The sequence below is a fragment of the Azospirillum sp. A26 genome (assembly GCF_042604635.1).
GTDB classification, from domain to species: Bacteria; Pseudomonadota; Alphaproteobacteria; order Azospirillales; family Azospirillaceae; genus Azospirillum; species Azospirillum palustre.
The window spans coordinates 2,513,911-2,530,066 of record NZ_CP170472.1 but is presented as its reverse complement, the minus strand read 5'-3'; the positions used below and the strand labels follow the sequence as shown (position 1 = coordinate 2,530,066).

Annotated in this window: 16 protein-coding genes and 1 tRNA gene; 4 read left to right on the top strand and 13 right to left on the bottom strand. The window is 68.0% G+C overall.

The annotated features are described in order from the left end of the window. Positions 1 to 138 precede the first annotated feature (138 nt). Positions 139 to 1,893, bottom strand: coding sequence for a stimulus-sensing domain-containing protein (locus tag ABNQ39_RS12750; protein ID WP_376957929.1), 1,755 nt, complete (start codon positions 1,891 to 1,893; stop codon positions 139 to 141). After that, positions 1,865 to 2,560 (bottom strand): response regulator transcription factor, encoded by a 696-nt coding sequence (locus tag ABNQ39_RS12745; protein ID WP_109052301.1) that lies wholly within the window; start codon positions 2,558 to 2,560, stop codon positions 1,865 to 1,867. The genes ABNQ39_RS12750 and ABNQ39_RS12745 overlap by 29 nt, the downstream gene beginning before the upstream one ends. Positions 2,561 to 2,821: 261 nt before the next feature. On the opposite strand from ABNQ39_RS12745, the gene ABNQ39_RS12740 reads away from it, so the two are divergent. The 3 genes from ABNQ39_RS12740 to ABNQ39_RS12730 all read left to right on the top strand — a co-directional run bounded on the left by ABNQ39_RS12740 (position 2,822) and on the right by ABNQ39_RS12730 (position 7,125). Then, complete coding sequence (locus tag ABNQ39_RS12740; RefSeq protein WP_376957928.1) at positions 2,822 to 3,730, top strand: HugZ family protein; 909 nt, start codon at positions 2,822 to 2,824, stop codon at positions 3,728 to 3,730. 496 nt (positions 3,731 to 4,226) lie between these two features. After that, the gene (locus ABNQ39_RS12735) at positions 4,227 to 6,050 is read left to right on the top strand and encodes a phosphoenolpyruvate carboxykinase (GTP) (protein WP_376957927.1); all 1,824 of its coding nucleotides are present in this window, start codon (positions 4,227 to 4,229) and stop codon (positions 6,048 to 6,050) included. A gap of 292 nt (positions 6,051 to 6,342) precedes the next feature. Beyond that, positions 6,343 to 7,125 carry a DUF1003 domain-containing protein gene (locus ABNQ39_RS12730; RefSeq protein ID WP_376957926.1) on the top strand — a complete coding sequence of 261 codons (783 nt, stop codon included), beginning with the start codon at positions 6,343 to 6,345 and terminating at the stop codon, positions 7,123 to 7,125. A 28-nt stretch (positions 7,126 to 7,153) separates the two neighbouring features. On the opposite strand, the gene ABNQ39_RS12725 is transcribed toward ABNQ39_RS12730, so the two are convergent. The 9 genes from ABNQ39_RS12725 to ABNQ39_RS12685 form a co-directional block, all read right to left on the bottom strand. Then, positions 7,154 to 8,872 (bottom strand): hypothetical protein, encoded by a 1,719-nt coding sequence (locus tag ABNQ39_RS12725; protein ID WP_376957925.1) that lies wholly within the window; start codon positions 8,870 to 8,872, stop codon positions 7,154 to 7,156. Between the two features lie 179 nt (positions 8,873 to 9,051). After that, positions 9,052 to 9,291 (bottom strand): hypothetical protein, encoded by a 240-nt coding sequence (locus ABNQ39_RS12720; protein WP_376957924.1) that lies wholly within the window; start codon positions 9,289 to 9,291, stop codon positions 9,052 to 9,054. Positions 9,292 to 9,442: 151 nt separating this feature from the next. Beyond that, positions 9,443 to 9,886 carry a ferritin-like domain-containing protein gene (locus ABNQ39_RS12715; RefSeq protein ID WP_098740852.1) on the bottom strand — a complete coding sequence of 148 codons (444 nt, stop codon included), beginning with the start codon at positions 9,884 to 9,886 and terminating at the stop codon, positions 9,443 to 9,445. Between the two features lie 113 nt (positions 9,887 to 9,999). After that, a complete protein-coding gene (locus tag ABNQ39_RS12710) occupies positions 10,000 to 10,593 on the bottom strand; it encodes a YgjV family protein (RefSeq protein ID WP_376957923.1) in 594 nt (197 codons plus the stop codon). A gap of 656 nt (positions 10,594 to 11,249) precedes the next feature. Then, on the bottom strand, positions 11,250 to 11,498 hold the full coding sequence (locus ABNQ39_RS12705; protein WP_109052293.1) for a hypothetical protein: 249 nt from the start codon (positions 11,496 to 11,498) through the stop codon (positions 11,250 to 11,252). Between the two features lie 203 nt (positions 11,499 to 11,701). Beyond that, positions 11,702 to 11,775 (bottom strand) — tRNA-Gly (locus ABNQ39_RS12700). A 47-nt stretch (positions 11,776 to 11,822) separates the two neighbouring features. Further along, positions 11,823 to 12,689: a lysophospholipid acyltransferase family protein gene (locus tag ABNQ39_RS12695; protein WP_376957922.1), complete on the bottom strand. Its 867-nt coding sequence runs from the start codon at positions 12,687 to 12,689 to the stop codon at positions 11,823 to 11,825. 7 nt (positions 12,690 to 12,696) lie between these two features. Then, the gene (locus tag ABNQ39_RS12690) at positions 12,697 to 13,587 is read right to left on the bottom strand and encodes a GNAT family N-acetyltransferase (protein WP_376957921.1); all 891 of its coding nucleotides are present in this window, start codon (positions 13,585 to 13,587) and stop codon (positions 12,697 to 12,699) included. Between the two features lie 411 nt (positions 13,588 to 13,998). Further along, positions 13,999 to 14,412 (bottom strand): MucR family transcriptional regulator, encoded by a 414-nt coding sequence (locus ABNQ39_RS12685; protein ID WP_014249126.1) that lies wholly within the window; start codon positions 14,410 to 14,412, stop codon positions 13,999 to 14,001. A gap of 89 nt (positions 14,413 to 14,501) precedes the next feature. On the opposite strand from ABNQ39_RS12685, the gene ABNQ39_RS12680 reads away from it, so the two are divergent. Further along, positions 14,502 to 14,756, top strand: a complete 255-nt coding sequence (locus ABNQ39_RS12680) for a sulfurtransferase TusA family protein (RefSeq protein WP_098740857.1) — start codon at positions 14,502 to 14,504, stop codon at positions 14,754 to 14,756. A gap of 3 nt (positions 14,757 to 14,759) precedes the next feature. Here the strand turns inward: ABNQ39_RS12680 and ABNQ39_RS12675 are convergent, their stop codons facing one another. Continuing rightward, positions 14,760 to 15,230: a GNAT family N-acetyltransferase gene (locus tag ABNQ39_RS12675; RefSeq protein WP_376957920.1), complete on the bottom strand. Its 471-nt coding sequence runs from the start codon at positions 15,228 to 15,230 to the stop codon at positions 14,760 to 14,762. Then, positions 15,227 to 16,012: a tRNA (adenosine(37)-N6)-threonylcarbamoyltransferase complex dimerization subunit type 1 TsaB gene (tsaB, locus tag ABNQ39_RS12670; RefSeq protein ID WP_376957919.1), complete on the bottom strand. Its 786-nt coding sequence runs from the start codon at positions 16,010 to 16,012 to the stop codon at positions 15,227 to 15,229. Before tsaB ends, ABNQ39_RS12675 begins: the two co-directional genes overlap by 4 nt. Positions 16,013 to 16,156 lie beyond the last annotated feature (144 nt).

Genomic DNA, 16,156 nt, shown 5'->3' with positions numbered 1-16,156 from the left:
CAGGCCCATACAACCGGACCGGCATGGTCCGACCGACCCAGCAGCCGACAAGCGAGAACGACCGGGATCATGATCGATGCTTGGACAGGGCTTGTCTAGCCGAGAGTGGGAAGGAAGTCTGAAATTCCGCAGAGTTTCTCACAACAAAGGCAGAGTCACCACGAAGTCGGCGCCCTCGATGGTCCCGTCCGATACATGACGATTTTTCGCAAATACAGAACCATTGTGTGCACTGACTATCTGCTTAACGATCGACAGACCGAGACCGGAGTGGGTTCCGAATTTCTCGCCCGCCGGACGTTCGGTGTAGAAGCGGTCGAAGATCGCCTCCTCCTTGCCGTCGGGAATGCCCGGCCCCTGGTCCGACACCACCACCTTGACGCTGCGCCCGCTGCGCCTTGCGGTCAGCCGCACCGTGCCGCCGGGCGGCGAGAAGGAGAGGGCGTTGTCGATCAGGTTCTGGAACAGCTGGGTCAGGCGCCCTTCCAGCCCCGGCACCACCAGCCGCTCGGCGGCCGGCAGGTCGAGCACGACCCGCGGCGGCCGCGTCCCGCCATCCTCGCCATCGCCGTCCCCGGCCGCCACCCGCTCGTCCAGGGTTGCGGCAACCGTCTGGCGCAGTTCCGCCAGCATGGTCAGCAGCAGGCCGATGTCCACCGGCTCCGGCTCCGCCCGCGACAGTTCGGCATCCAGGCGGGAGGCGTTGGAGATGTCGCTGATCAGCCGGTCCAGCCGCTGCACGTCGTCGGCGATGATCGCCATCAGCCGGTCGCGGTGGCGCGGGTCGCTGACGCGCTCCGCCGTCTCCACGGCGCTGCGCAGCGAGGTCAGCGGATTCTTGATCTCGTGGGCGACGTCGGCGGCGAAGCGTTCGATGGCGTCCATCCGCGTCCACAGCGCGTCGGTCATCTCGCGCAGCACGCCGGACAGCTCGCCGATCTCGTCGCCGCGGCGGGTCAGGTCGGGGATTTCGGCGTGGCGCCCGTGGCTGGTGCGCAGCCGGTCGGCGGCCTGGGCCAGCCGGCGGATCGGTCGGGCGATGGTGCCGGCCAGATAGAAGGACAGGCCGATGGTCACCAGCAGCGCCACGCCGAACACCCGCAGGATGTCGAAGCGGACGGAGCGGATGGCGCGGTCGATCTCGCCGCCGCCGCGGGTCAGCAGAACCGCCCCCAGCACCTCGCGGTAGCGCTGGACCGGAACCGCCACGGTCAGCAGCAGTTCCGGGTCGCCGCCGGCCCCGTCGACGCGCCAGACGGTGGCCGCTGCCTCGCCGACCAGCGCCCGCTCCACGTCGGGGTTGGGCTGGCCCGGCTGTTCGCGGTAGACCGGCAGCCCTTCGCGGCTGGGCACCACGTCGATCAGGCGGGTGTAGAGGTCGTTGATCGCCCGGCTGACCGGATCGCCGGATGGCGGGGTAGGCAGCTCGCGGATTTCGATGCGGCCCTGCGATCCTACCAGCACCCGGCTGTCGGACAGCATGTGCCCGTCGATGTCGAAGAGGCGGGTGCGGGTCGAGGTCGCCTCCGCCAGCCGGCGGATCATCGGCCGCGCCAGTTCGGGCGCCAGTTCGAACCGCTCGCCGCTCTCGTCGCCGGTGGGGGAGGGGGCGGTCAGGATGCGGTTCACCGCCCCTTCGCCGAGCGCGGAGGCGAAGATGCGGGCCTCCGTCGCCAGCGCCTCGGTCTCCGCCTGGATCAGCCGGTCCTGGTAGCGCCCGAGATAGAGCAGCCCCGCCAGCAGCACCAGCAGCGCCAGCACGTTCACTGCGAGGATGCGCAGGGTCAGCGGCGAGACGCCGCCCAGCCTCCGCCGCCTGCCGCCCCTTGCCCCGCCCCCTGCTCCGCCGAGCGTGGACACTGCGTTATTCCTTGTACCGGTAGCCGACGCCATAGAGCGTTTCGATCTGGGAGAAGTCGGCGTCGACGGCCTTGAACTTCTTGCGCAGCCGCTTGATGTGGCTGTCGATGGTGCGGTCGTCGACATAGACATGCTCGCCATAGGCCGCGTCCATCAGCTGGTCGCGGTTCTTCACATGGCCCGGCCGCTGGGCCAGCGCGCGCACCAGCAGGAACTCGGTCACGGTCAGGTCGATCGGCTGGCCCTTCCAGCTGCAGGCATGGCGGGCGCCGTCCAGCAGCAGCGGGCCGCGGGTGATGATCTGGCCGGGATCGACCTCCGGGCTCTCGCCGCGCAGGGCCTCGCGCCGCAGCAGCGCCCGGATGCGCTCTATCAGCAGGCGCTGCGAGAAGGGCTTCTTGATGTAGTCGTCGGCGCCCATGCGCAGGCCCATCAGCTCGTCCAGCTCGTCGTCCTTGCTGGTCAGGAAGATGACGGGCATCTGGCTGGTCTGGCGCAGGCGTTGCAGCAACTCCATGCCGTCCATGCGCGGCATCTTGATGTCGAGCACGGCGAGGTCGGGCGGGCGCTGGCTCAATCCGCGCAGCGCCTCGGCGCCGTCGGTGTAGGTGCGCACGTCGAAGCCCTCGGCCTCCAGGGCGATGGAGACCGAGGCCAGGATGTTGCGGTCGTCATCCACCAGGGCGACGGTGTGGGCCATGGTCGTAACTGATCCTATCGAAGCGGGGCAGGGACAGTGGGAAACGGACAGTCGGGAACAGGTTGCAGCGGTCGAACTGCCGGGACCCGGTAATGTTAGCGGAAACATCAGGCATAGGACGAGTGGTCATTCCAATACTTTATGCCAGAGTCCAGGTACCAGCGGCAGTTTTCTCTTTTCCCGCAGCATTTGTATGGGCCAATATGGCGGCAATGCGGCGCCGAACAACGGTGCCGCGCGGGAGAACGCGCTCGTTTTGGAATGAGTTTTTCGAACGCCCTTTCCGCGTCCTCTCCGACCGGCGCCACTGCGGACGGCCAGGGGGGCGCGACGCCGCCGGGCACCGACCGGAGCGGTGCGGCTCCGGCGACCATGGCTCCGGCCCTGCGTGCCCGACGCCTGATGCGCGCCTGCGACCGTGCCGCGCTGGCGACCGCTCAGCGGCCGCCCGACGAGGGCGCCGGCGCGATGGCGGACGCCGCCGGCTGGCCCTACCCCTCGCTGGTGCTGGTGGCGTTCGACCATGACGGCAGCCCGCTGCTGCTGCTCTCCACCCTCGCCGATCACACGCGCAACCTGCTGGCCGACGGCCGGGTCGGGCTGCTGTTCGACGGCACTGCCGGGCTGGCGCAGCCGCTGACCGGCGCGCGCCTGTCGGTTCAGGGCCGGGCCGGGCGGTCGGACGATCCGGAGCACCGCGCGCGCTACCTGCGCCGCCATCCCGACGCCGCCCTCTATGCCGGTTTCGGCGACTTCGCGATCTACCGCGTCGCGGTGGAGCGCGCCCATCTGGTCGCCGGCTTCGGCCGCATCCACTGGCTGTCCGCCGCGGAGCTGGACCTTCCCGCTGCCGCCCCTGCCTTGGCGGCGGGCGAGGCGGCGCTGCTCGACCGTCTGAACGGCGAGGGGTACGGCCCCCGGCTGGCGCCCGCCGCCGATGGTGAAAAGGACGGCTGGAGCGTGACCGGGATCGACCCGGAGGGATGCGATCTGCGACGCGGGGGGTACGTCGCCCGCGTCGATTTTGAGCAGAGAATCCATGACCCCGAATCGGCTAAACTGATGCTGGACACGCTGGTCCGGCCGCCGGACGGGTCGGGACAACCCGGAGGATCGACATCCGGGACAACAACGGCTGGAACCCCACCGGACGGCGGCGGAGGCACCTGACAGCCGTGCCGCCGCACAAGAACAAGAAAAAGATCGAAGAGAACAAAAAGAACGGTCAGCGAAAAACGAAGCCGAGAGAGACGAGAAGCCAACCGTCAGCCTGCCAACCGTTAGAATGAACGACCAGCCGAGAGGTCGCTTCGACACCACCGGGCGCCGCACCAAAAACAAAAACGCGGCGCGCGGGCACGCGCAACCAGGAGAACACTTCAGTGGACCATAACGGATCGACCCGTTTCCCGTCCGGGCCATTGGCCCCCAGACCTGTCGCCTCAGGACCGCCTTTTGCACCGTATCGTCGCCGCACCCTGCCGGTGCCACGCATCGCGGCGGGTTCGCAGCCCGGCCGCCCGTTCGGACCGGCATGCCGCTGATGCGGCGGATGCCATCCATCTGACACGACAACGGACGAAAGAACGGCCGGACCGGCCGCGGGATCCCCGGACAGGGGCATGCCCGGCGCGGCGACACCGGCCCAGCCTTCGAGAGGGACGATATGACTGGTAACACACGGACGCGGAACAAGAAGCTCCTGGCCTGGGTCGAGGAGATCGCCCTGAAATGCAAGCCGGAGCGCGTTCATTGGTGCGACGGGTCGCAGGAGGAATATGACCGTCTCTGCAACGAGATGGTCGAGGCCGGCACCTTCATCCGCCTGAACGAGGCCAAGCGCCGGAACTCCTTCCTCTGCCGCTCCGATCCGGGCGACGTCGCCCGTGTCGAGGACAGCACCTACATCTGCTCGAAGACGCGCGAGGAAGCCGGTCCGACCAACAACTGGATGGACCCGGCCGAGATGAAGGCCAAGCTGGACGGCCTGTTCGAGGGCTGCATGCGCGGCCGCACCCTGTATGTGGTGCCGTTCAGCATGGGTCCGCTGGGCTCCGACATCTCGCACATCGGCGTGCAGATCTCCGACAGCCCCTATGTCGCGGTCAACATGCGGATGATGACCCGCATGGGCCAGAAGGTGCTGGACATCCTGGGCGACGGCGACTTCGTTCCCTGCCTGCACTCCATCGGCGCCCCGCTGGAGCCCGGCCAGCCGGACGTGGCCTGGCCCTGCAACGCCGATAACAAGTACATCGTCCATTTCCCCGACGAGCACCGCATCGTCTCCTACGGCTCCGGCTATGGCGGCAACGCGCTGCTCGGCAAGAAGTGCTTTGCGCTGCGCATCGCCTCGGCGATGGGCCGCGAGCAGGGCTGGCTGGCCGAGCACATGCTGATCCTCGGCGTGGAGAGCCCGGCCGGCGAGAAGACCTATGTCGGCGCCGCCTTCCCGTCGGCCTGCGGCAAGACCAACTTCGCCATGCTGGTCCCGCCGAAGGAGTTCGAGGGCTGGAAGGTCCGCACCATCGGTGACGACATCGCCTGGATCAAGCCGCAGCCCGACGGCACGCTGCGCGCCATCAACCCGGAGGCCGGCTTCTTCGGCGTTGCCCCCGGCACCAGCGTGAAGTCGAACCCGAACGCGCTGAAGACGCTGGACCACAACGTCATCTTCACCAACGTCGCGCTGACCGACGACGGCGATGTCTGGTGGGAAGGCCTGACCGACGAGACGCCGGCGCACCTGATCGACTGGCAGGGCAAGGACTGGACGCCCGGTTCCGGCCGTCCGGCCGCCCACCCGAACAGCCGCTTCACCGCCCCCGCCGCCCAGTGCCCGTCGATCGACCCGGCCTGGGAGGATCCGGCCGGCGTTCCGATCAGCGCCTTCATCTTCGGCGGCCGCCTGTCGAAGACCTTCCCGCTGGTGTTCGAGGCCTACAACTGGCGCGAAGGCGTCTATTGGGCGGCGACCATGGGCTCGGAGGCGACCGCCGCCGCCGTCGGCCAGGCCGCCATCCGCCGCGACCCGTTCGCCATGCTGCCCTTCTGCGGCTACAACATGGCCGATTACTGGAACCACTGGCTGTCGATGGAAGGCAAGGTCGAGAGCCTGCCGCGCATCTACCGCGTCAACTGGTTCCGCAAGGACGAGAACGGCAAGTTCGTCTGGCCGGGCTTCGGCGACAACATGCGCGTGCTGAAGTGGATCGTCGACCGCGTCCGCGGCCGCGCCACCGACGTGGCGGAATCACCCTTCGGCTATTCCCCGCGCTACCAGGATCTGAACTGGTCCGGCCTGAACTTCCCGGCCGACAAGTTCGCCAAGATCATGGACATCGACCGCAAGGAGGCCGAGGCCGAGGCGAAGGACCAGGAGGAGCTGTTCAACCGCTTCGGCGACCGCCTGCCCGAGGAGATCGAGCAGCAGCGCGTCGCCGTCCTGAAGCGGCTGGAGAACAGCCCGGACGTCTGGCGCATCGGCTGACCGCCCCGAGCGGGTCGCAGGTAAGGCCCATCGGTCAGGTAAGGATAGGGGCTGCCGCAAGGCGGCCCCTTTTCCGTTGGCGCTGGCCGTTCGGGGCGAAGATGAACCGGATTTCATCTGGATTTGCCCGATGGACAGCCAATGCGAGGGGCATCGCCGGCCCTGTCCAGTCTTTGCAAGGCGACCGCTTCCTTACCCGCGGTCTTCGCCTTTCGGTGATTTAACCGGATTGTCAAAATAATCAGGCATAAAGTCGCCCGCGCCGGAGTGTGCATGCAGGGAGGGCGACATCATGGCCGATCATCAGTTTCCACCGGAGGACGGTGACGAGCCCGCGGAACCGACCTATCCGTCCGGCGAGGAGGAGGCCGGCGGCCTGCTGGCGTCCAAGCGGCAGCCCTGCGCCATCAGCGGCAAGCGCCGGCCGAAGCGCGACCTGATCGCGCTCGACGCGCTGCGGCCCAGCCTGGCCGACCGCATCCGCCACGACCACCCGCATCTGGAGCATGACGCGCAGATCAGCCGGCAGGAGCTGGCGCGCTACCGCTCGCTCTATGTCGCCGAGCTGCTGAAGGAGGAGCATGGCGAACTCAGCGAGCTGGACCGCGAGGTCGCCGAAAGCCTCGCCCGGCACGAGACGCTGGCCGAGAACCCGGAGGAGGAATACGACGACCACCGCACGCTGGGCGAACGGCTGTCGGACGGCCTCGCCACCTTCGGCGGCAGCTGGGCCTTCCTGCTCTCCTTCGCCTTCTTCCTCGGCGTGTGGATGCTGATCAACATCATCGAGGGCGATGCGCGCGCCTTCGATCCCTATCCCTTCATCCTGCTGAACCTGCTGCTGTCCTGTCTGGCGGCCATCCAGGCGCCGGTCATCATGATGAGCCAGAAGCGGCAGGAGGCGAAGGACCGCCTGCGCTCCGAAAACGACTATCGCGTCAACCTGAAGGCCGAGCTGGAAATCCGGCACCTGCACGAGAAGATGGATTATCTGATCCAACGCCAGTGGCAGCGGCTGACCGAAATCCAGCAGCTGCAGCTGGAAATCATGCAGGAAAAGCGCCTGCGCAAATAAGCGGCCTCCGGCTGGAGGGGACGGCGCGTCAGCGCTTGCGCCGGCCGTCCAGCTCCAGCATGCCGCGCAGCGCCGCGATGGTCTTGCTGAGCGGCGTCGGCTCGCCGGCGGGTTTGCCGGACATGTCCTCTTCCGGCGGCGCCACATCCGGTGCCTGGATGCTTTGCGGACGGACGGCGTCCGGCGCCGCCGGTCCGCCGCGGACCTGGCGTGGCTTGCCGGCACGGGGCTTCGGCTGGGCCGGCGGGGGCACCGGGGGAGATGCCGGCGGGTCGGCGTTCACCTCGTCCTCGATCAGCCCGCGCAGGGCCTTCATCGCCTCCTCGATCTCGCGCTCCTGGGCCGAGCGGCGCCCGGCTGGGGCCGTGTCGAGGGAGGCGGACTCCGGTGCAGCCGACTCCGGCTCCGGGTCGGGATCGCCCCAGCCGGCCGGCAGCGACCAGCCATCGTCGTCGTCCCGCCCGGCCGGCAACTCGTCATCCTCCTCATGAGGAAGAGGCTTGTCCACCGGCTTTGCCACGGACCTGTCGGCCGTCTGGCCAGCGCCGCGCGACGACCTGCGCGGCGGGGGCGGAGCCTCTTCCTCCTCCGTCCCGCTCGCCGCATCCTCGATCATCGACCGCAGGGCGGCCAGGGTGCGGTCGAAGCCTTCCTCATCCTCCGGCGGCGGCGGGCGCAGGGCGCGGCGTTCGGCGCGGTGCTGATCGAAGTCGAGCGGTTCGGCGGCCGGCGGCGGCACAGGCTTGGCGGGACGGGAGGCTGTGGCGGGCTTTTCCGGGTCGCGGATGGCGAAGGACAGGATGTCCTCCTCCGACGGTTCCTCGCCGTCCGGTTCCTCGTCGTCGAAGCCGTCCTCGTGGTCGTCGTCCTCCGCGTCCGCTGCCCAGGGGTCGGCATCGGTCTCGCTATCGGGATCGGTATTGGTATCGGCCCACTCGTCCTCGAAATCCCGGCGCACCAGAACCTTGTGCGAGAAGACCGGCGGTTCGTCATCGTTGGGAGCGGCGGTCGGCTGCGGCATGGCGCCGTCCCGCTTGTCCCCCTGATCGTCCCCCCGATAATCATCGAACTCGTCATCCGACCCATAGGCCTGCGCCAGCAGCTGGCGCATCGCCATCAGCGTCTCGTCGTCGCCATCATCATCATCGTCCGGAATGCCCGCAGGCCCCGGTTCCGGCACCGCGTCGTTGGCCGGGAATTTGGCCGTACCCCTCGGATCGGCCGCAGTCGGCTCCTCATCCGGATCGTCGTCCCACTCGTCGGCCGGCGAGCTGCGGCCAAGCCGGGCCGCCATGTCGGCGAGGGAAACCGGCTCCCACAACGGTTCGGCCTCGCCGTCTCCCGGCCCGTCGGCCACGAGGTCGGACAGCGGAAGCTCCGACAGGGGCTTGGCGCGAGTGGAGGCGGGGGGAGGCGGCGGAGCGGGCGGTTCCCTGTCCACGGCCTTGTCCGGACCATTGTCTCCCCGTAGCGACGCGAGCAGCCCGTTCAGCGCCGCCAGCGGCGCGTCGAAGGACGGTTCGTCAGCGGTGGGGGCAGCGGCGGGGGCCTCCGGAACGATCAGGATCGGCCGGCTTTCGATGTCGCGGGAGTCGCAGCGCGAGCAGCGGTAATGCGGCGCGATCGACAGGACCGGGTAATTGGGGCCGAAGCGCCGTTCCAGCATGGCACGGGGCAGCACGCCGCCATGTCCGCAGGCGCGGCAGCGCAGTTGCACGTCGGCGTCGATGTCGCGGAGGAACAGCATACGGGCCATGCCGCGCAGTATAGCGGCGGCCCCGCAGCTTTCCCATTCGTTTCAATCCGCAATCCGTCGGTGCTGACGGCTTGCCGCAGCGGCGGAGCTGGCAGACGGAAGCGGGGTGGACGGCGCCCGGAAAGCGGTCGCCCAGGCGGTCGCCGGGCCGGGCACCGTCCACATAACGCTCAGACCGCGCGGGTGACGGTCAGCCCCTGTTCGGTCAGGCTTTCGAAGACGTCCTTGAACTTCCGCAGGTAACGGGTGCGGTAGGCGTCGAAATCGGCGGCGATGGCCGCCTCGGCATTCTGGGACTTCTCGAATTCGGACACGCGGTGGGCATTCTCGGCGCGATACAGGGCGAAAGCGCCCTTCGTCACCAGATCGTTGCCGGTCAGGTCCGCAGTCTTCGGTTTGTCGCTGTTCATCAATCCATGTCCAGGTGGAGTGGACATCCGGCCACCGGAGCCGGATGATCGGCAATGGCAGCGGCACAACCCTGCGGCCGTACCGGTTCGTTGCAGCCATTGGAAAAAGCCTACGCCCGCTTTTCCACACCCGCAATGCTGCGACGCACCATCAAGCCACCACCCCACGCAGGGCCGCCATGCGGTCCCGGTCGACGCGGATGCGGTCGAGATGCTGGGCGATCACCGCGGTGATCGGCAGCGGAAGCTCCTTCGCCATCGCCTCGTCATAGCGGCGCAGGCATTCGCTTTCGCCACGCTCGACCTCGGTGATGATGGCGGCCCGGTCATGGCCGAGCACGGTGGATTTGAGTTCCAGGAAGAAGCGGTGGGCACCGCCGAACATCGTGCCGCCCATGTCCGGCGCCCCGCCCTGTTCGGCGACCAGCCGCTGAATCTCGCGCACGATGGCGCCGCGCTGGGCGGCGAGATCGTTGAACAGGGCCTTCAGATCCTCGTCCTCGGCGGATTCGGCAGCCTGCCGGTAGCCTTCGTGGCTGTCCTCGACGATCCGGATCAGCTCGTTCAGCGTATCGACGATCTCGTCCTTTTCCATGACGGCAAGCCCTCCCATGCGTCCCCTACGCTGCCACAACCAATGCGCAGGGCCGAATGTTCCCACCAGCCACCGGGAGCACTCCGGGAGAGACAGGCCAGACGATGACGCCTTTATGCCGTCACTTGGCCGGAGGGGTTGCGCGTGTGGAACGGACGGCCGCGGAAGATCCCCGCCCGCCACAGGCCGATGCAATGACCGGAGAGACCCATCGCGTCGGACACCAGCCCGAAGACCGAGCCGGCCAGCAGATTGTGTCCCGACCCGACCAGGGTCGCCAGGATGAAGAACAGGCGCATCCGCCCGACCTCGCTCTGCCAGCGGCCGAGCGTGGCCAGCAGGAATCCGGTCGCCGACAGCGCCGACATCGGTCCCTGCCAGCTCAGCACCGCCACCGCCAGCGCCGCCGGAACGGTCAGCCCATAAAGAAGACCGAGCGCCCGGCCGGGGTGCCGGCGCAGGCGCACCGCCATCTGGATCAACCCCAGCCCGCACATCAGCATGCCGGTCTGGGCGCCCAGCAACAGGAAGTGAAGCAGGAAGAGGGAGGAGGCTGTCGCCTGCGCCAGCAGGATCGCCCGCCGGCCGCCGAGCAGCGTCGACAGGGTGGCCGCCGACAGTCCGGCGATGCCGGTTGCCGCAACCGGCGACAGCGTGACGGAGTGGGAGGTCAGGGTCGGAAGATAATCCAGCAGAAATGCCGTCATGGAACGCCTTCGCACGAAGAACATGCCGCAGTGCAGCGAAGGCGGCGGACGCTAGTCCCGGACGGTTAACCAGATATGAACATCGATGTGACCGGAAACAGACCAAAAGACGATCGGCTGGCAACCACCGAAAGTTGGGAAGCGCAATCATGTGTCTCCCGTCGTCAAAGCCGGTGATTATTGTGTGTCCTCTGTCCTGGCGCCCTGTGACGGAAATGGTTTTGAAAGATTGCACAGGTGCGGGCCCGGCGATTTCGGGTTGGATCCTGTCCATCCTTGTCGTTGGCAAAGCGGACCGCGGACGGCATTCTCGCCCCGTCACGGCGGCATCGTTATCGACGGCCTCGTTTTCGGAGGATTCGTTGCCGGGGCCGCCGGACCGGGATCGGGGGATCATCCGCAATCAGGGCGAACGCAATCAGGGCGAACCGGGGGAACCACCATGGCGCTGTATGGACGGCATCCCGCCTCATTGGGCTGGGAACCGAAGCCGAAGTCGACCAAGACCGGCGCATCGCGCGCGCATGCTGGCCGTGCCGGACGCAACGGGCCGCTGTGTTGTTCCTGCGGCCGGCCGATCCGTGCCGGCGACCCCCATTGGGCCGGACATGGCGATCAGAACCCCTGGCATTATGCCTGCGCCGAGCGCGCCGGCCTCACATGGTCATGGGCGGGCCGTCCGGCCGAACCGCCGCTTCCGGCCGTTGAACTGGACTGACCGCACCGGCGGCCAGCCCCGCCTGTGCTTCTTCACGCCCGCGCCGGTAGGCGTCGCGTTCGGCCTCGACGATGGCGTCGGCCAGACGCCGTTCGAACTCGCGCTCCACCAGGGCGGAGAACAGGTCGATGCGGAAGCGCGCCTGCAGCGAGCGGCTCAGCCTGCGGGCTCTTTCGATCGGCGGCATCGGCGGTTCCCCTCTCTCTGCTGAACGGCGTCGCCCAGCTTCAGAGATCGGGGCTCTTCGAGCAATTGCGCCATCGGCGAAGCGCCCACGCAAAAGAGAGCGCCCATCCGCACCCATCGGTGCGAACCGCCCGTCTTTGAAATTTCAAATTTTCAGGAAATGAAGCGGCCCAAGGCCGTATGCCATGCAGCCGGCATGGCGTTTGGAGCGGGTGAAGGGAATCGAACCCTCGTCGTAAGCTTGGGAAGCTTCTGCTCTACCATTGAGCTACACCCGCGCGCCCGCTGTTTATAGGCGAGTGCCGCATCGGATACAAGAGCGGAATCAAGCACTCGCGGCGGTGGGAGCGGGGGCCGGAGACGTGGCCTCCGGGGCCGGGGCGGGGACGGACGGACGGCCGGAAATGGCGCTGGCGACGCCGTCGGAAATCACCCGGTGGCAATGCTCGGCCAGCGCCTTGCGGCTGCTGAAGCCGTCGATGGTCACCGGCGGATGGAACTCCACCTCAACCGTCATGCCGCCCAGGCGGAAAACCTGCCACAGGTGCGGCGCCAGATCCATGTCGCCGTACCAGGCATAGAAGGGGCGGAAGGCGAAGCCCATCGGGATGCCGTCCAGACGGGTGGCGGCGACGCTGACCGGCTGCACCGTCACCGGACGGCCGTCGATGCGGCGGGCGGCGACGGCGAACAGGGCGGTCTTGAAGGGCAGGGTGCGGTTGCCGTCGCTGGAGGTGCCCTCCGGGAACAGGATCAGGCTGTCCCCGGTATCCAGACGGCTGCCGATATCGTCGCGCTGCTTGTCGACCGAGGCGCGGGCCTTGCGTTCCACGAACACCGTGCGTTGAAGCCGGGCCAGCAGGCCGAAGAGGGGCCAGGTTCCGACCTCCGACTTGGCGATGAAGGATCCGGGGATCTGCGACCCCAACGCTATGATGTCGAGGTAGGAGGAGTGGTTGGACACGAACAGCACCGGCCCGTCCGACACACGCTGGCCGCGCACCACCACATCCAGCCCGATCAGCCGGGCACAGGTGCCGTGATAGAAGGAGGGCAGGGTGCGGCACAGACGCCAGTTCCGCGCCACCGCCAGGGCCTGCAGCGGGATCAGCAGCAGCGTCCACAGCAGATAGACCGTCAGGCGCAGGGCGCCGCGGCCGGAGGAGCCCAGGGCGCGGGCGGTGCGGGTCATGGGGTCCTCAGCCGGCTTGGCTGTCGCGGCTGCGACGTTCGTAATGCTTGGCGTACTTGTCGGTGATCAGATCGCTCTTCACCACGATGCAGACGTCGGTGGTGTTGAACTGGTGGTCGATCACGGCACCGTCGCCGATGAAGCCGCCCAGCCGCAGATAGCCCTTGATCAGCGGCGGCAGGATGTTCAGCGCGCGGCGCGGATCGATCTGGTCCTTGGGCATGCGGTCCAGCGACACGAAGCGTTCCGGCAAGGCCGTCGCCCGCAGCTCCGGCGGGGCCAGATGATGGTGATAGAGGTAGGACAGCGGCTCCGCCAGCGCATCCGGATCGGTGCCGGGCAGGCTGGCGCAGCCGAACATCAGGGCGATGTCGTGCTGGAACACATAGGCGGCGATGCCCTGCCACAGCAGCTGCATGCTGCCGCGCGACCGATAGCCGGCATCGACACAGGAGCGCCCGAGTTCCAGCACCTCGCCGGGATAGCTGGCGAGGCGGCCGATGTCGTATTCGTCGCTGGAATAGAAACGGCCGACCTTCTCGGCGGCGGGCCGGCGGATCAGCCGGTAGGTTCCGACCACCATGTCGGGGCCGTTGCCGCGGGCATGGTCGATGACCAGCAGATGGTCGGCCACCCCGTCGTAATCGTCGAAATCACGGGAGCGGGCCTGCATCGCCGGCGAGGGAACCGCCGCCATCTCGTCATAGAAGACCCGGTAGCGCAGCGCCTGCGCCCAATCGATCTCTTCCGCCGAGCGGGCCAGCCGCACCTCCAGGGTGCCCAGGCGAATGCCGTCCGTCAGCTTCTCGCCACCGACACCGGGGTCGGGTGCGGACGCCTCGCGCCGCTCCGGGCTAGTCCGGGTCATGCCCGGCTGGTCCAAGCTTGCATCAGCCATGTCGAGGGTCCGCTGCGATGATGGTTCGGGACTATGCGCTGCGCCTCCCTGCCTGACGCCGCCGGACTGTAACGGCCGGGCCACGGCGGCCGGGCCGCAGCGGCTGGGTCGGGACGACAGAGTCGCGCGCGCCACAAGGCATAACACGATCCGCCGGTTGCCGGTCAACCGACATCGTAGCCGACAGCGCGGCACGCGGTCAGCCGACAGCCTTGACCGGCAGCGGATCGGCCTGCGTGAATTTGGCAGTTATGGAGTCTGGAGCGCCGGAGCGTGCGTCGGCGCCGATGCCCTGCCGGACGGGCCACCCGCAGCGAAGGCGGGAAGGACGGACGCGGAAGGGAAGGGAAGGGGGCGGAAAGGGCGGCGGCGCCGGCACGGCACCGGTCCGCCCTGCGGGACCCCCAATCCTCAGGCGCCGCGGCGGGCGCGGGTACCGAGACCGATCTGCTTGGCCAGCGAGCTGCGCTGGCGGGCGTAGTTCGGCGCGACCATCGGATAGTCGGCCGGCAGGCCCCAGCGGTCACGGTATTCTTCTGGGGTCATATTGTACGCCGTCTTGAGATGGCGCTTCAGCATCTTCAGCTTCTTGCCGTCTTCCAGGCACACAATATAGTCCGGCGTGACCGACTTCTTGATCGGCACGGCGGGCTGCGGACGCTCTTCCGCCACCACCGGTTCGGTGCCGACATTGGCCAGCGACTTGTAGACCTGCTCGATCAGAGTCGGAAGATCGGTCAGTGCGACTGTATTGTTTGAGACATGCGCCGCCACGATCTCCGTGGTCAGAGACAACAGCGCGTTGGAAGGGGACCCGTTGCTCATGTAAGCTTGCTCCGCGGCATTCGTACCTCACCATATAAAGAGGTTTCCTGCATCGTGCAATATCCATCCTTTGGAACAAAGAGGAATCGGTGACCGAAAAAATCTCCACAGACTTGTTTCTGGACATCACCTCGCAGGTTTGTCCGTTAACCTTCGTCAAGACCAAGTTGATGGTGGAGCGGATGGACGCGGGGCAGACCCTCGAAGTCCGGCTGAATGCCGGCGAACCCTTGGAAAACGTTCCACGATCCTTGATCGAGTTGGGTCACAGCATTCTGTCTGTCCACCCCGAACGAATGGATGAGCCGGATGGAGTCCACCGCCTGATCGTGCAGAAAAATTAACCCCTATGCCCCGTCAAGATTGCGGCGCAGGACAAGTGCGGCGACCCGTCCATCCGGTCGTTTGTAGTATCCAGGGCGGCGCCCGACGGAAAAAAAGCCGCTGGCCTTGTATAGACTCGAAGCTGCCGGGTTATCCTCGGCGACTTCAAGAAACAACGCAGTCGCGCCCAGGTCCTGCGATCCGCTGACCGCGGCCTCCACCAGCAGGCGGCCGATGCCGGCGCGGCGGGCCTGCGGCAGCACGCCGATGGCGAGGATCTCCGCATCCTCCGCCGCGACCCGGGCCATCACGAAACCGAGCGGCCGGTCCCGGTCATCGAGGGCGATGGCGGCGAAGCCGGCCGGCGGGACGATCAGGGTGGCGACCGACGCCTCGTCCCATGGATCGTCCGGAAAGCAGGCCTGCTGCAGGGCCGCCACCACCCCCGCCTCCAGCAGGCCGGCGGGGTGGAGGCGGACGGCGGCGGCGGTCATGCCGCGGCTCCTCCGCCCGGTACGGCTTTGCTCCCTGGCCTGGCTGCCGCGGTCTTCGGATCCCCGGTCTTCGACCCGCCCGTCTTCGGCCCCCCAGTCTTCGGCAGGGTGACGTCGGGCGGACGGAGATAGAAGGGTTCGGACGGCAGGCCGGTGGGGCGGACGGCCCCGAGCGCCGCCACCACGGCGGCATCCGGCAGCCCATCGCCGGACGCCAGCGCCAGATCTGCACGCCCGGCCAGCAGCGGCGCCACCGCCGCCGCCGCGTCACCGGCCAGCAGCAGCGGCCCGGGCGGGTAGAGCCCGTCGAGCCAGCCGGGGATCGCCGCCGGATCGGGCATCGCCGGATCGCCGACGGGGGCCAGCGCCGCGTCGTAGAGTTGAAGGAAGGGTTCCGCCCGCCGGCTGTCGACGGCAACCAGCAGGAAGCGGCCGGCACGCTCGGCGGCCGGCACGCCATGGGCGATGGCGTCGAAGCTGGTGATGCCGATCACCGGCAGATCCTGGGCGACGGCGATGCCGCGCGCGGCGGCCAGCGCGATGCGCAGCCCGGTGAAGGCGCCCGGCCCGACGGTGACGGCGATGCGGTCGAGTTCGGCGAAACCGGCGCCGGCATCGGCCAGCACCTCCTGTGCCAGCGGCACCAGCACTTCAGCCTGCCCGCGCGCCATGGGCGGGCTGCGCCGGACGGTCACGCGCGCGCCGTCATCCTGACCGGCCGTTCCATCCCATAAGGCCGCCGAACAGCCGGACGTGGCCGTATCCAGACCCAGAACCTTCATCACCCCACCTTCCCTGCCGCCGCAACCCGCGGACGGCCCGTTCATAATACGCAAGCCCGGCCGCCACGGATTTCCATCCCGCCCGGCATTCTCACAAAACGATACTCCCCCGAAACGGAACCCGTCCGCATGGGAATGGCAGAC